At 54.8% G+C, this 14,522-nt stretch carries 8 protein-coding genes; 2 read left to right on the top strand and 6 right to left on the bottom strand.

All coding sequences use genetic code 11. The features are described from left to right. Nucleotides 1-124: 124 nt before the first annotated feature. Nucleotides 125-712: a thioredoxin family protein gene (locus ACAW87_RS13765; RefSeq protein ID WP_370723988.1), complete on the bottom strand. Its 588-nt coding sequence runs from the start codon at nt 710-712 to the stop codon at nt 125-127. Between the two features lie 167 nt (nt 713-879). Here ACAW87_RS13765 and ACAW87_RS13770 point away from each other — a divergent pair, with 167 nt between their 5' ends. Together ACAW87_RS13770 and ACAW87_RS13775 are read left to right on the top strand one after the other, a co-directional pair. Further along, on the top strand, nt 880-2,892 hold the full coding sequence (locus ACAW87_RS13770; protein ID WP_370723989.1) for a sensor histidine kinase: 2,013 nt from the start codon (nt 880-882) through the stop codon (nt 2,890-2,892). A gap of 164 nt (nt 2,893-3,056) precedes the next feature. Beyond that, nucleotides 3,057-5,438, top strand: a complete 2,382-nt coding sequence (locus ACAW87_RS13775; RefSeq protein ID WP_370723990.1) for a S8 family serine peptidase — start codon at nt 3,057-3,059, stop codon at nt 5,436-5,438. A gap of 119 nt (nt 5,439-5,557) precedes the next feature. On the opposite strand, the gene ACAW87_RS13780 is transcribed toward ACAW87_RS13775, so the two are convergent. The 5 genes from ACAW87_RS13780 to ACAW87_RS13800 all read right to left on the bottom strand — a co-directional run bounded on the left by ACAW87_RS13780 (nt 5,558) and on the right by ACAW87_RS13800 (nt 14,451). Then, nucleotides 5,558-6,379, bottom strand: a complete 822-nt coding sequence (locus ACAW87_RS13780; protein ID WP_370723991.1) for a M57 family metalloprotease — start codon at nt 6,377-6,379, stop codon at nt 5,558-5,560. 335 nt (nt 6,380-6,714) lie between these two features. Further along, nucleotides 6,715-10,368: an Ig-like domain-containing protein gene (locus ACAW87_RS13785; RefSeq protein WP_370723992.1), complete on the bottom strand. Its 3,654-nt coding sequence runs from the start codon at nt 10,366-10,368 to the stop codon at nt 6,715-6,717. Nucleotides 10,369-10,395: 27 nt separating this feature from the next. Beyond that, entirely contained in the window at nt 10,396-12,129 is a 1,734-nt protein-coding gene (locus ACAW87_RS13790; RefSeq protein ID WP_370723993.1) for a hypothetical protein, read from the bottom strand. A gap of 2 nt (nt 12,130-12,131) precedes the next feature. Next, nucleotides 12,132-13,034 (bottom strand): hypothetical protein, encoded by a 903-nt coding sequence (locus ACAW87_RS13795; protein ID WP_370723994.1) that lies wholly within the window; start codon nt 13,032-13,034, stop codon nt 12,132-12,134. 13 nt (nt 13,035-13,047) lie between these two features. Beyond that, the gene (locus tag ACAW87_RS13800) at nt 13,048-14,451 is read right to left on the bottom strand and encodes an OmpA family protein (protein ID WP_370723995.1); all 1,404 of its coding nucleotides are present in this window, start codon (nt 14,449-14,451) and stop codon (nt 13,048-13,050) included. Nucleotides 14,452-14,522 lie beyond the last annotated feature (71 nt).

Raw genomic sequence — 14,522 nt, forward strand, 5'->3', positions numbered from 1 at the left:
GTTTTGATCTGGATCAAAACATTCCCCACTATGAAAGCAAGTTTGGGGGTACTTACTTATTTAATGGTATATATTATTTGATTAATGTATATATGATAGGAGTTATATCGATTTATTTTGAAAGTTACTTACCAGTTGCTGGTGTGGGCATAGCGGGCTGGAATTCTTTTACATACGTACCTGCCTTGAAGGCGTCGAACGCTTCTTTGGTCTGGTAATTGCCGCCGAAATAAGTGATGATCTGGTGAAACATGCGCGCCTCCAGATACCCGGCAATCGGCTGGATCATTGCCATTTTTTCGTCCAGAAAAACGGTTGACGGGTAACTCATTTTCCCCTGCAACAGACTCGCAGCCAATTCGTGGACATTACCCTGCTTGCGGAACGTTTGTCCACCCACGGTAATATCGGCCGCCTGCTCAGCGTCGAGCTTGACGGCGTAGAAATGGTCGTTCACGTAATCGATGATGGCGGGCTGACTGAACGTTTTCTGGTCCATCACTTTGCACCAGCCGCACCAGCCTGTGTATACATCGATGATGATTTTGCGTGGCGCTTTCTGGTTCAGGTCGTGAGCCTCTTTAAAGCTGATCCAGTTTATTTTCTTGCCTTCGCCAACGGGTGATTTGGTGTCGAAACGATGGGTGGCGGGCCGGAATGCGGGGAAAAAGCCAACGAGAAGCAGAACTAGAAAAAGGGCAGACAGGCGCATGAGCGGAGTACGTTATCGGAGACGAATTGTTTGTGGCTAAATAACGGCAAAAAGCGGGCCGGAATTGTCGGTCTTCGGTGCCGTTACGCAGCGTATTTTCCTTTGCATCAGTACTTTTTTGGCCAAAAGCCGTTGCCGGTTATTTTTGTTATAACCTGCTGGTATGTATGCGAATAGGGTGGCTTTTCGGGCTGTTGCTTTGTGTTGGACTATGTGGCCCAAAAACGGTCTGTGCCCAAACTGCCAGCATCGTGTTGACCGATGATGACGATCCTGAGGCTAGGCTCTTGCTCTACGATGCCCTGGAGATATACGTCGATTCGGCCTGGAAACAATCCGTATTGCCCATTCACAAACAGCCGTTTTTGCCAGTAGGTCAGGCGGTGCCTAACGTGGGATTCACAGGAGCAACGGCCCATCCAAGTCCAATTTGGCTACGCCTCAGGATTCAAAACGCCACCCACAGGCCTGTGCAACTTTACGCCCGCATTAACTTCTGGTGTTTCGATTCACTGCAACTGTCGGTAGTTGATCCGGTTCGCGACTCGGTGCTGACTACCTCGCCTGTGCTGGGCTGGCGAACCCCCGTTGCGGCCCGCCCGGTGGCCGACCGCAATTTTACCTTCCCGATCATCGTACCGGCCGGGGCCGATCGGGTGGCGTACCTGCGTGTGTTCAAAATGCGGGGTACGCAGGTGATTCCGCTGGTGCTCTGGCGCGAAGCCGGTTATAAAGCACATATGCCGCTCGGGTACCTGTTTTGGGGTGGCGTGTTGTTGTCGCTTCTGTTTGTGGCGCTGATGAGCCTCTTCTTTTTCATCACCACCCGCGACCATATTTACTGGAGCTATATGTTCTGCGTGCTGTGTTTGATCGGCTTCTTCTTTATCAACGACGGTTTCATGAATCAGTTTGCGTTTGACGCGCAGTTCTGGTTACCCCGGCAAAATATCTATTTCCTGTTCCCACTTCTGCTCTTCTACTCACAGCTTGTATTTATCCGCACTTTTTTGCCGCTTCAACGAACGCCTGCCCGTTGGCTGCATCGCCTTAGTTCCGGCGTATTGTTGGCCGGACTTGCCTGCCTGTTGATGTTGGCCGGCGAGCTGTGGACAACGTATTCGCCGGGTCTGGAAATGGTTTTTTCACGCCTGTTCGTGTTGCTTTACTGGTTACCCATGCCATTGATCGGTGCCTTTGTGGCGATCAGTATCTGGCGACGGTACTACGTGGCAGCGGGGTGGTTATACCTCATTGCCGTATCGCCATTCTACTTGCTTAATATCGGACAAGTTCTGGCCAATTTCGGTCTGATACCCACCTACAGCCCGCTGGTCGATTTTCGATGGTATGCCGTAACGGCGCTTTTTGAAGTGTCGGCTCTGACCTTCGGACTGGCCTATCGCTACAAATTGATGCGCGATCATAATGATAAACTGTTGAGCAATCAGCGTGAAAAAGAACGTACCTCCTACGCTAGTGAAGTGCAATCATTGGCACTGAAAAACAGCATGTTGCAGGAGAAAGAACGCATTGCCCGCGATCTGCACGATAATGTTGGCGCGCAGCTAGCGCTTATGATTACCAGTCTCTTACACATTAGCCGACAAGCCGATCAAATGCCGGTGCTCAGCGGTAAAACGGCCCGAATAGAAAACGATAGCCGGATGCCCCGCTTTGCCGATGAACTTCGGGGCGTGGTCAGCTACGCCCGCGAAGCCATTCGAACCCTCCGCGAAACCATCTGGGCCATCAATCAGGAACGGTTCACCATCGATGAGTTCGAGGAGCGGCTAAATCAGTATGTGAACCGGTACGTGCAACAAACGAATGGGCTAGAGGTAGACGTGCAGGTGGAGGGCGATTCTGGTGAACCGCTGTCGTCGGTGCAGGTGCTCAATTTCTTCCGAATCGTGCAGGAGGCGCTCAGTAATGTGGTTAAACATGCCGAGGCTACCCAGGCCAATGTTCGACTGATGGTTCATTCCGATGGTGCATTTCACCTGACCATTCACGATAATGGTCATGGCTTAAACGAACAGGTAAACCCAACCGACGAGCAACACTACGGTATACATAACATGAAGCGCAGGGCTGAAGAACTGGGTGCGCAGTTCAGTATCTACGAGCAAAACGGTACCGTGGTCGATGTGGTGAGGCAGGGAGACAGCCGGGACTAACTGAACACCGGTCGGGCTAAACAACAACGTACCTGCAAACGCCGGCCCAACCAAAAGTTTTGCCCACGGGTAGTGGTATTGGTGAAGGAGCTGCTTATTTTCGTTTCTGTCAATTTGTAAACTTGGCGATCGATCTGCTTCGCTGCGTCTGTTTCAACCACTTTATGGGCTATGCTGTATTGTCTGCTTTTCGGAATGGCCTGTTCTTGAGCTTGTTGCTGATGTCGGTAGCTTGTGCACAGTCCCCGCCAATTCATGCCCGTAAAGCCATTGGCGATTACGATTTTACGCAGCATGGCCTGCAAGCTGTTCATCTTCGGTATCCCAACCTGACCGGGAATGGCTTGACGGTATCGATCAAAGAACAGCCCTTCGATACAACCGATATTGATTTCCGGGGCCGGGTGGTGCCCACGCCCGATGCCAACAACCCGTTTACTGACCACGCCAACGTGATGACTACGCTACTTGGTGGCGCCGGCAATACGGCCGCTACCAGCCGGGGGGTAGCCTGGGGTTCACGTCTGGTATCATCATCATTTAGCCGGCTTTTCCCCGATACGCTGCCCGAGTTACGAAGCCTGAAAGTATCGGTGCAAAATCATTCGTATGGTGTTGACATTGAGTCGTTTTACGGACCGGAAGCGCGTGCCTATGATGAACAGGCTATGCTGGAACCCAGCCTGATACACGTGTTTTCGTCGGGAAATAGCGGGCTGGACGGCGCAACAGATGGCCCGTTGCCGGGGCCTTTCGCCACGTTGACGGGCGAGTTCAAACAGGCGAAGAATACGCTGGTTGTGGGTGGAGTTACGAGGCAAAACGTACTGGAAAGCCAGAGTTCACGCGGCCCAACGGCCGATGGGCGAATCAAGCCGGAACTGGTCGCCTACGGAAACAACGGCACGTCGGAGTCGGCGGCGCTGGTATCGGGCACGGCGTTGTTGCTGCAGCAGCGGTACCGAAATCGCCATGGGGTATTGCCCAGCTCTGCTTGGGTAAAAGCCTGTCTGGTAGCTACAACGCAGGATGTTGGTTTGCCCGGTCCCGACCATGAAACAGGGTTTGGAAGCCTGAATGCGTTGGGGGCAGTAACGGTAGCTGACCGGGCGCAGTACCACACAGGTACGTTGACCGGCAGCGCACCACAATCGATTACGCTCACGGTAGCACCCCACACCGCCCGGCTCAACATAGCCCTTTCCTGGATAGACCCGCCCGCTTCTGCCGATGCCCCAAAACAGCTTCAGAATGACCTCGATCTTTGGGTCGAACATCTAGAAACCGGTACCCTCATTCGGCCGTGGGTGCTGTCGTCGGCGCTGCATCCCGATTCGGTACGGTTACCCGCGCGTCGGGGCATCGACAGAGTTAATACCGTCGAACAGGTGTCGGTGAGTCAACCCGCGGCGGGTACGTATCGGGTTTGGGTGCAGGGAACGTACCTGAACTCGTTACAGCCGTATGCGCTTGCCTACAGCCTCGACTCGGCAATGACCTGGTTTAGTCCAACGGCGGGGGCAATGCTTCGGGCCGGAGAGGTGCAGCCCATTCGCTGGCAATGGCTGGGCGATGCCACGGCGACGGGGTCACTATCGGTGCAATTCGAGGGCGAAACAGGCTGGCAGTCAATTGCCGAAGAGGTTCGCCTGGCCGACAACCTGGTCTGGTGGAACGCGCCCGATCAGAATCGAACGGCCCGTGTTCGGCTCGTTACTGGCACTGGCACGTACCTGTCCGATTTCTTTACGCTGACCCGGCCAACGCACCTGAGCGTTTTGCTTAACTGTACCGAAGCAGACGATGGACTGAATCAGGTAGCGGTGACCTGGAATAAGCAACCTGGCGTAGTGGCTTATCAGCTCTATCGCCTCGGCGCTGCTTACCTCGAACCTGTACGGCAAACGGCCGATACGGTGGCGTTTCTATCACCCGCCGATAGTTCCTACGTGGCGGTTGCTCCACTGCAAAATGGCCGACCAACGATTCCCAGTTTCCTTATCGATTATAGCAAGCAGGGTGTCGGTTGTTACGTAGCCAACTGGCTGAGTCGCCTGCCCGTGGCCGACACCGCCCGGCTCGATCTCACGCTCAGTACCCGTTGGAATCTGACCGCGATCAGCCTTGAACGGGCTACGGAGGCTGGGTTTGAGCATCTGCAAACCATCCGGCCAACGAGCGGGCAACTGGTTCATTCGTTTACCGACCGACCAACCGCTATTGGCCCTGTCCGGTATCGCCTTCGGTTGCAAACTGCTACGGGCGAAAGCATTCTGACCAGTGAAGAAACCGTGTATATCGTTGGCCCGGACGAGCAGGTTGTTTTCCCGAACCCTGTTGTGGCTGGTAATCCCGTGTCGGTACTCGTGGCCGACGAGGAAGTGGTTGGCACCTGGATTACGGCCGATGGTCGCCGTGGCAGTTCCGCGTTGCTGTCGGGCGGTATCAAACACATGCCAACGATGAACCTGCCGCCGGGCCTGCACATACTTCAACTCAAAACGCCTACTGGTCAAGTGCGTATGGCACGGGTACTGATCCGGTAATGTCGGTGGCTCAGGTGTAGTTTTCAGGTACGTACCCAATAAGAAACCCCGGCCGTTGAGCCGGGGCAGTGTGTTACTGTTATGTTGTGTAGAACTCGTACTCGAAAGAACTTGATTGACTAGTAAAGGTATCTCAGGGCTGTCCGGTCGTTGGTGGTGAATGGGCGGTTCTGATTGTTGCCTACGCAGGCCAGCATCCACGAACTTAGATCGGCCGATGATGGTGTGCCCGGAATCAGGATGGCACCAATGCCGCTGCTACCTTCGTTGCTGGCAGCGCCACCGCAACTGATTGCCCGGTTGTAATAATCAGTGTGGCGGAAACCGATACAGTGGCCAACCTCATGCGCAAAAATGGTAGCCAGGTAATTGACACGGGTTGTGCCCGAACTGCTACCGAGGTACGAAACATTCACCAATACCCGGTTATAGGGGTTGCCATTGCTGGGGAAACCGGCCGACGCCAGATACTCAGAACCTGAAGGAGCCGCCCCGAACTGAATGGCCCCGCCCGACGAAACCCGCGAGAAACGCACTTGTAGGCCCTCGTTGTTGTACCGACGAATTAACTCATCGACGGCCGAGGTGTATACAGAGGGCAAGCTGCTCGACAAACTGATGGTAATGGTACGGGGAAGGCCGCCCACCAAAGCCGAGGTACGGTATTGCTCTTCACTGCCCACCCGCAGAAAATGTTCCTGCTTGCCGTGGCTATGTTCCAGCGCTTCCTCGTCGAGGATGATATCGCCTTCCACAAGATAGCCTTCGGGAATCCGTTTCATGTTTTCCGTACTAAAACCCAACTTCTTTACCTGAGCCGTAACGGCCGCCGGAATTTCGTTGTCACTGTTCGCTACCGGGGTGTCCTTGGCTGTCTGCTGGCAAGAGAAAACAAAGGCACCAAATAGGAGCGATGATAGATAGATGGTTAAGCGATTCATAAACTCGTGTTCTTTTTAGTTGATGGAAAAAATGGAACAGTAACACGAGAAATGAACTAACAATTATAATACCATTAAATTTTTACTAGATAATTTAATGGTATAAATATGTTCATACGAAATTATGTATGTAAGAACGGTTGTATCGGTTGTATAAAATTTGGTTTTGGTCTGCGGCTGATCGGTTAGATCACCAGTAGCTTTTTTTCGATGGAGAATCTGATAAACGTGGCTGTGTTTTTGCAGCTGGTTTTGCTGAGTCTGTTCTTTTGGTGAGTATCAATTATTGTTCGGGCTACGCTGGAGCATAAGGAGTGGAGCTGAATGTGGCTGGTTTACAGTTTGAGCAATCGAATCGATCGCGACAACTGACTGTCGGTCAGTAATCTCAGAATCAGCGGACCGCCGGGTTGCTGCCGCAGGTCGATTCGCTCGGTTTGTCGGCTACCGGTGCCGAGTCGCCCGTCCTGCCAGCTTACCTGACCCATAGCGTTGATGAGTTGCAGTGTCACTGCCGTTCCGCTGGGGGCCAGCCATTCAATGGTGGCTTCTTCACTGGCCGGCACGGGATAAACCCGAAGATCGGCATGGGCCGTTTGTGGCGGTTCAATGGCGAGCGGTGTCAGCACAATAAGTTGGTAGGTGTTCAAAATTTGGCCAGCGCCACAGTCGTTGTCTATAGCCTGAATCGCATACGAGGCGGTGCCGGCCTGTGTTGGCCTCACCCATTTTACGTACGGGCTGGTACTGGTTGTGATGGTGCTGCCGTCCCACAGCCGAACGCGCCAGGGGGCATCGCCGCCAAACCGTAGCCGAATGGCAGTGCTATCGTACAGCACACTGGCCGAATCGCCGGTGAGGCGAACGGTAGCGCGGCTCAGAATTCGAACGATTACCGATTGCCCCGCACTCTCGCAGCCGTTCTGCGTTTGCGTAACCACGTAGCTAAGCGACTGACCCGTGGTGGTGGAGGGAACAACACTGGCTTGTGAGGTACCGCTACCATCATACCAGCGCAGATTCTGACCCGTGGCGGTTAGGGCTGTGGGTGTGTCACCAATGCAGTAGGTACGTCCTGTAGCGGTTGGGGCTGCTGGTACGGCATAAACGGTGGTGAGCAGGGCAGCCCGTGGCCCTTCGCAAACGCCAAATCGTTCGGATACCCAGTAGGTACGTTCACCCAGCGTGGTGGTCTGCGGGGTTAAACTCGTGGTTGAGGTGCCGCCCGTTGCCTGATCATACCAGAGCAGTGAACTGCCTGTTCCGTTGGCTGTTAAAGGTTGGGCAGGCTGGTTTTGGCAAAGCGATCGGGCAGTTACGCCTGGCGCGCCCGGCCGATCACGTACCTGAACCAGAAGATCAACGAGTTGGCTTTCGCAGCCATTGCTGTTCTGGCTCACCTTGTAGAGAATATCACGTACCTGACCGGTGGGCGGTTGCGGGGCGGTAGTGCCAATAAAGCTGCCGCCGCCATCGTACCAGCGCAGATTCTGACCACCTGCTGTCAGGTCCTGGGTTGCCTGGTCGCGGCACAGAGGCAGGGTAGTGGTAGTAGGGTTGGGCGAGGCGGGGTTGATCGTCTGCTCTATCCGGGCGCGGGGGCCTTCACAATTGTTGACTACCTGACTGACCCAGAAGCTTGTTTTGCCCTCTGATCCGCTACCTGGCTTAATCTGGTTCTCGGCCGTCCCCCCTGTCACTTGCCGATACCAACGCAGGTTCTGCCCCTGCGCCGTCAACACCGGGACGTCGACATACTGACAAATGGGTGGCGGGGTATTAACGACCGGTTCCTGTGGTAGGGCGATGATCTTTATGGTGATTTTGGCCCGTGGCCCTTCGCAGGCGCCAAACCGCTGGGATACCCAATACGCTTGATCGCCCACCTGGGCGGTAGAAATTACGGGTGCATTTCCTGTTCCTGTACCACCTGTTTCAGCACTGTACCAAAGCGGGTCACTAGCCTGAATAGACAGGGTTGGCGCAGGGGCATTATGGCATATGGGCAAATCAGGTAAAACTGGCGCACCGGGCGTTTCACGTACCTGAACAACGAAGTTCGTAAACTGGCTTTCGCAGCCATTACTATTTTGGGTCACTTTGTACGTCATATCACGTACCTGGTCGGTCGGCGGGCGGGGACCGTCGGTACCGATGAAGCTGTTGTCATCATTGTACCAGCGCAGTTGCTGACCCGTAGCGGTTAGGGATGTGGCATTCTCCCGCTGACAGAATTGCTTGGGCGACGACACCGTGGGTGGAGGCGAGGCCGGATTGATGAGCTGATCGACTTTGGCTCTTCCTCCCTCGCACCCGTTCACTACCTGACTGACCCAGAACGAAGTGGTGCCGTCGCGATCGGTATTGGGTTTGATAGACCCTTCGGCATTACCGCCTGTTTCCTGCCGATACCACCGCAGTTCGTTGCCAGTGGCCGATAGTGTCTGGGCCTCCTTGTATTGGCAAACCGCACCTGGATTTGAAACACCGGGCTTGTCGGGTAGGGCGTTGATATTAACGGTAATCTGGGTCAGATCTGACCGGCAGCCGTTTTCATCGCGCGATACAAAAAACGTTTGTTGGCCGGGTGTGCTGGTGCTGGGTCGGGGGGCCTCCGAGCCCAGGCTGTTCCGGTTCGAGTCGTACCAGATCAGATTTGGCCCATCAGAGGTAGAAAGCTGGTCAATTTGCTGGTTCTGGCACCGGGTAATGGTCTGGTCAACAGTTGGTTGTCTACTTTTGGGCTTTATCGTCACATTGACATCCACCCGGTCACTTTCGCAGCCACCGATGGTTTGCGACACTTTATAGCCGAACGTACCTGCATTGCCAGTCAATTGCGTTGGCGTACCTGACTGCCGGTTTCCGTTTGAATCGTACCAGTTCAGCGTACCACTGCCCGATGCCTGTAGGGTTACGGGTGTGCCAAACTGGCAAGGCGACGGTGGGGCCGTGACAGAAGGGGCTACGGTTTTGGTAATGGTGAGCGGCGTTGATCGTGGCGTAATGAGTGCGTTGAAATCGGCCCGGGGCGAGATCACCCGTACGCGGTAGTTACTACCGGCCGCTACCGTACCGGGAATCACAACTGTTGTGTTGACATTACCCCGCGAGCCAGTGCCCAGATCGGTTGGGGCCGAAAAGTTACCCGCTGCGTCAGAGAGTTGAATCAGTGGGATGAAATCTGGCTGAAGACGAATGGTGCTGTTGGCGGTAGCGTAGGTGACTATCAGTGTGCCGCCTGCACATACGGACGTTCGGTTGAGAGAGGTCGATAATTCCAGTGGAGTAGCCGACACTATCGCTGCACCCGTTACCAGGTTGGGGCCGGGGCATCCGCTGTTATCCCGAAGGTTTCGTACGAAAAAGTCGTTGTACGTAATCTGCGGACTAAAAATGTTCATCCGTGGTGTAACCGTGGCGGTAAATGTATTGAAGGTCTGCGTCCGTAGAAAGGAAGGGGCTGCCTCACTGGCGTAATCGTTATAATCGATGGTGAAAGGAGGTGTACCCGTAAAGGTGAAGTTGATGGAAGCAGGTGTGCCGGCAATGATGGTTTGGTTGCCCGAAATCGTGACGGTTGTTCGGGGCCTGACGGTGAACACATTGCTGAAATTAACAAAGGTGCTACTGTTATTCTGAGCCACCACGGTAACCTTGTAGCTACCACCGGGTAGTGACGTGGGAAGTTGAATAGCTGCCCGCATAGAGTTAGTAGCACCAAAAGCAGTGTAGGTGCCTACGTCGAATACGATGGCTAGTTCAGGGTCTGCCAACGTAGCCGTTGATGGTCTGATTTTGATCTGATAGCGATTGGCCCAACTGCGGTCATCGTCTACCGACCAGGTAACGGTCAGGTTCCCATTCCAGCAAACAGGGCTGGCCGATGGGCTGACAACCACGTTACTCGTTGTTGGAAATTGCGCCAGCAGTTGTAGGGGCAGCAGAAAAGCAGTGGTCAGTGCAAGTAAGTAGACGATCGTTTTCATGGTGTGGAGCGCTAAACAGGTACATCATTATTTCTTTTTGCCCATCTTTCCGGCGCGTAGCAACGTTCTTATTCCGTTGACTGTGAGGCCAAAACCAGCCGCCCCGCCTCCGTATACGCCGTAAATTCCAGGACTGCCATATTGCATCATTGATAGCGTGTTGGGGGGTGGGGGCACGTCACGCCTCGACAGTTCGCGGTACAGATTGTAGTCGGCATTGCGTATGCTCATCTGTTGTGCATACGCATCGTAGTCTTTTTTTATGCCTGAGTAGGCCATGTAGCTACCACCCAGTGCTGCCAGTCCTCCAACCACCTGTAGCCAGCCGCGCAACCGCATACCAGCCACCAACCGCTGCTGTTCGCTGTTGAGCGACTTTTTCAGCGCAGGGGCAACCGACAGGGCTACGGGTTTCTGAACAATTGGCTTGTCGGGTTTAGGCTTGTCTGTTGGTTTTGGTGTGTTGGCCAGAACCGGCGGCGTAGGCGTAGCGAGCGTAGCCGGTGCGTTGTCAACTAGAGGCTTTGCAGGTACGTCTACCGGTTTGGGCTTTTCGGCAACTGGCTTAGCGGGCGCAGGTTTGGGCGGTTCAGAAACCGGTTTATCAACTGCTACCGGTTTGGGAGCGTCAACAACTGGTTTTGGCTCAGCCGGAGTGGCTTTGGGTGTGGTAACGGCTACCGATTCGGCGGCCGACGTGCTGACGGGCGACTTTTCTTTCCGCTTTCGTTGGTCTTCGTCGAGGGGCAAGTAACCGGGTGCAACTACGTCGGGGAGCTGTTTGGCTATCGGCGGGGCGGGGGTTGGCTTTGGGGGCTCAACCCGTACCAGACCCATCATGTTGCGGTCGCGGTTGGTGTATCTGAACCTGTTTTTATCGGCTTCCTCGAATCGAATTCGGTTGCCGGCCAGTTCGTAATCGCCATCACTGAGGCGGCGGTATTGGCCCATCGGCAGTCGGGGCGACTCCGATTTGAGCACATCGAGGGCTTTTTTGTTGTATCGGACCGTTACATTGAAATCGTAATCTTCCTGCCTGAAAATGGCCGTTGGCTCCCGAATGTCGATGGGGGGCGGGGGCGGCGTTTCGGCTACCGTTGTTGTTGCGGGCGCGGTTGTGGCCACGGTTTGCGTTTGCCCGGCACCCGGCCGGTAAAAACGGATCAGGTTAATGAATACCTCCCACTTTTTGGTGTTGCCGATGCGGGTAGCCCGCAACTGTGCCACCCGCATCAGGTTCTGATACGTTCGCCCTGATTTATGCTTGCCTTTAAACAGGGAGGTGTAGTTCACCTCGATGAGCGCCGAAGACGCGGTTTCAACGATTGGTTCGCCAACCGTTACGCTTTTGATGATAAAGCTGGGTACGTCGGCGTTAGCGTTCTTCCCGTAATACAGCAGTATGTCGTTCAGGTATTTTTTAATGCTCTTATCGGCCACGTTGGCGGAGCTAACGTGGTCAGGATCAATATCATCTTCTACCAGCACTTCGTCGTTAATGAAGAGCCTGACATCATTGTCGCCCGGCAGAAATGAGTTTGAAATCATGTAGTTGGCCTCGGAGGCAGGAAGGTCTTCGACAACGATGTTATTGATCAGTGCCGGGAGGTTTTTTTCGATTCGTTCTCTGGCCAACCGCCGTATCTCTATCCGATCGTTTTCGGCGTAGGGTCGCTCCTGCGCCCATGCCGCTCCAAGGGTCAACAGCAGCAGACCGGGTAGTAGCCAGTAAATTGGCCGAAACAGGCGTTGCGTTTTCATGGCTACCGGGATGAGCAGTTGGCGTAATAAAACTTGCCGCGCTCGCCGGTATCGGCGGCGTAGCCCAACGCATAGCCTTCGCTGTTATACGTGTACCGAAACCGGACGCGCTCGATCAGCATGAGTTGGCCGTTTCTGAACTGGTTCAATACGTATTCAGAGAGCAGGCCGGGCTCGCCGCTGCCATCCTGCACATCGGGAATGCCCCGAAAGCGCAGTTGCGTATCACCATAATAGCCGGAGGTGGCGTAGGTATAGGTTGAACTGGTCAGCTTACTGATGGCCGGTTCGTTATATGTTTTCACCAGATGATTGCCCCTGTCGTTGACCGTGAAGGTTTCGAACACACCGTTGGCATGCGTGTAGGAGGTGACGTAGCCACTGACGGGGTCAACGGCGAAGCGTTCGCTGGTGCCGGGCCGGGTACGTGTTTCCAGCTTGCCGTTGGCCCGAAAGGTAAGTTGTTCGTAAACGCTGCCGTTGGCCTCTTTGGTAGTCAGGCTTTTCAGTGTGTTCCCTTCCCAGGCGTATTCGAGCGTGTTGCCGTTGCCCTGCACGGGCGCAATGCGGCTGATGCGGTTGTTGGGGCCGTTATACGTGTAGGCGTAGAGGGTCGTTCCAGCGGGCGTTTTGTCTTCGCGCGTTTTCACATAATGAGCCGTATCATACACGTACGTCTGCGTCAGGCTACGCTGCCCGCTTTGGTTTTCCTGATAGGCTTGGGTCAGATCGCCAAACGTGTTGTAGAGATATACCTGCCGACTCACGTTGCCGCCTTCCCGAATGATCTCGACCATGCCGATCCGGCAGGCTGGCGGAATCTGCGCCGCCGACAAGTCGGGCTCTTCGTGGCATCCCAGCAGTAAGACCAGGCAACCCAGTACAAAAAGTAGCAGTTTATTCATAACGGTCTGTTTATCAGTTTGTGCTAGCGGTTTCGGGGCGGGCAGGAATAAACTTCAGCGACACGCGGCGGTTGCGGCTATGGCTTTCGGCATCGCTTCCGCTACCGATCAGAAACCGGCTGCCAAAGCCCTGAATGTGAAGTCGCTCGTCGGCAATTCCCCACCGCCAGTGCAGGTGACTGGCCGCTACTTTCGCCCGATTTTCGCCGAGTGATTTGTTCAGCCGTTCGTCGCCCAGGCGGTCGGTGTGCCCCACCAGCCGTAGGTGTATCTCGGGGTGTTGTTGTAGGTACGTGCCCACTTGCTGCAGCGTAGCACAAGCGGCCTCTGTCAAGGTGTAACTTCCCTCGGCGAACAATAGCGCGGGCAGGTTGTCGTCTGGAAGCGGGGATGTTCGGTCGGGGGTCAGTGTGACCGAGGCAGGTGGAGCAATGCGGTCAGGTACGTTGGCCCTAGCCATTGGCAAGGCGGCCTTAGGGTCGGGCAGGGTAATGGTCTGGACATTCAAACCCGGTTCAACGGTGATCAGTTGCCGGTGAAGTACGGTCTGTTGCTGATTCATTAGCAATAGCTCATAGCGGTTGGGCAACAATTCCGAGGAGGTGAAAACGCCCGGTTTATTGGCTACCGACGCCATCAATAGGGGTGTTTTGCTGCCTTCGCGCCGCAGTACACCCCGGAGCGGTGAGGTAGACACGGGGGTGCTTTGCACAGAAAGCAGGACCAGTTCGCGCAGCAGGCGCACGGTATGATGAAGCGTTGGTCCGCCCAACTGTTCTACCCGGATATTGCCCTGATACGGCTGGTAGCCCGGTGCCTGAACTTCCATGGCCACAATGTCTTTCTCGGTAAAATCGGTGGTGCAGTTTCCCTGAGCGTCGGTATCGAGGCAGGTTTTCTGACCCGATTTCGTGAAGTAAAAACAGACCTTTGCCCGCAGGGGCAGACCGGCCATGGCATCGCTTACGGCAAAGGTGTTATGCTGTACCTGACCAGCTACCCGGTTGCCAGTTGGTTGAACATAATGTTTCTGCTCGGTTTGTAAATAAGGTCGGTCAGTGGCTTGCTGATCGGTGGCTACCAGCGGAATAACGACGTATACTTCGCCGATGGGCGCTACTGTGGCCAAATTCAGGGGTAGGCGCTGGGCGCGGTAGCCGGTGCGCTCAATCAGTAGGGCTGTGGCGGTACAGGCGATATCAATGGCAAACTGGCCGGTACCATCGGCGCTGTTGCCAAGTACCGCCCGCCCGCTTGCCGACCGTACCGAAAAAGTAGCCGCCAATGGTCGGTGCGTGCTGAAATCCTGCACCACGCCAACCAGCCGAACGCACGCCTGACCATAGGCAACGGGCCCAGTGGTAGCCGAGACCAGATTGACCGGCCAAAAACCAAAGAACAACAAGAGAAAGCGCATTGGTTTTACGAGTTTAAAGAGGCTGACAGGATCTGTGTGGCCGGCACGGGTAAACACTATTAGGGTAGTAC

Source organism: Fibrella aquatica, from assembly GCF_041321135.1.
Taxonomy (GTDB): Bacteria; Bacteroidota; Bacteroidia; order Cytophagales; family Spirosomataceae; genus Fibrella; species Fibrella aquatica.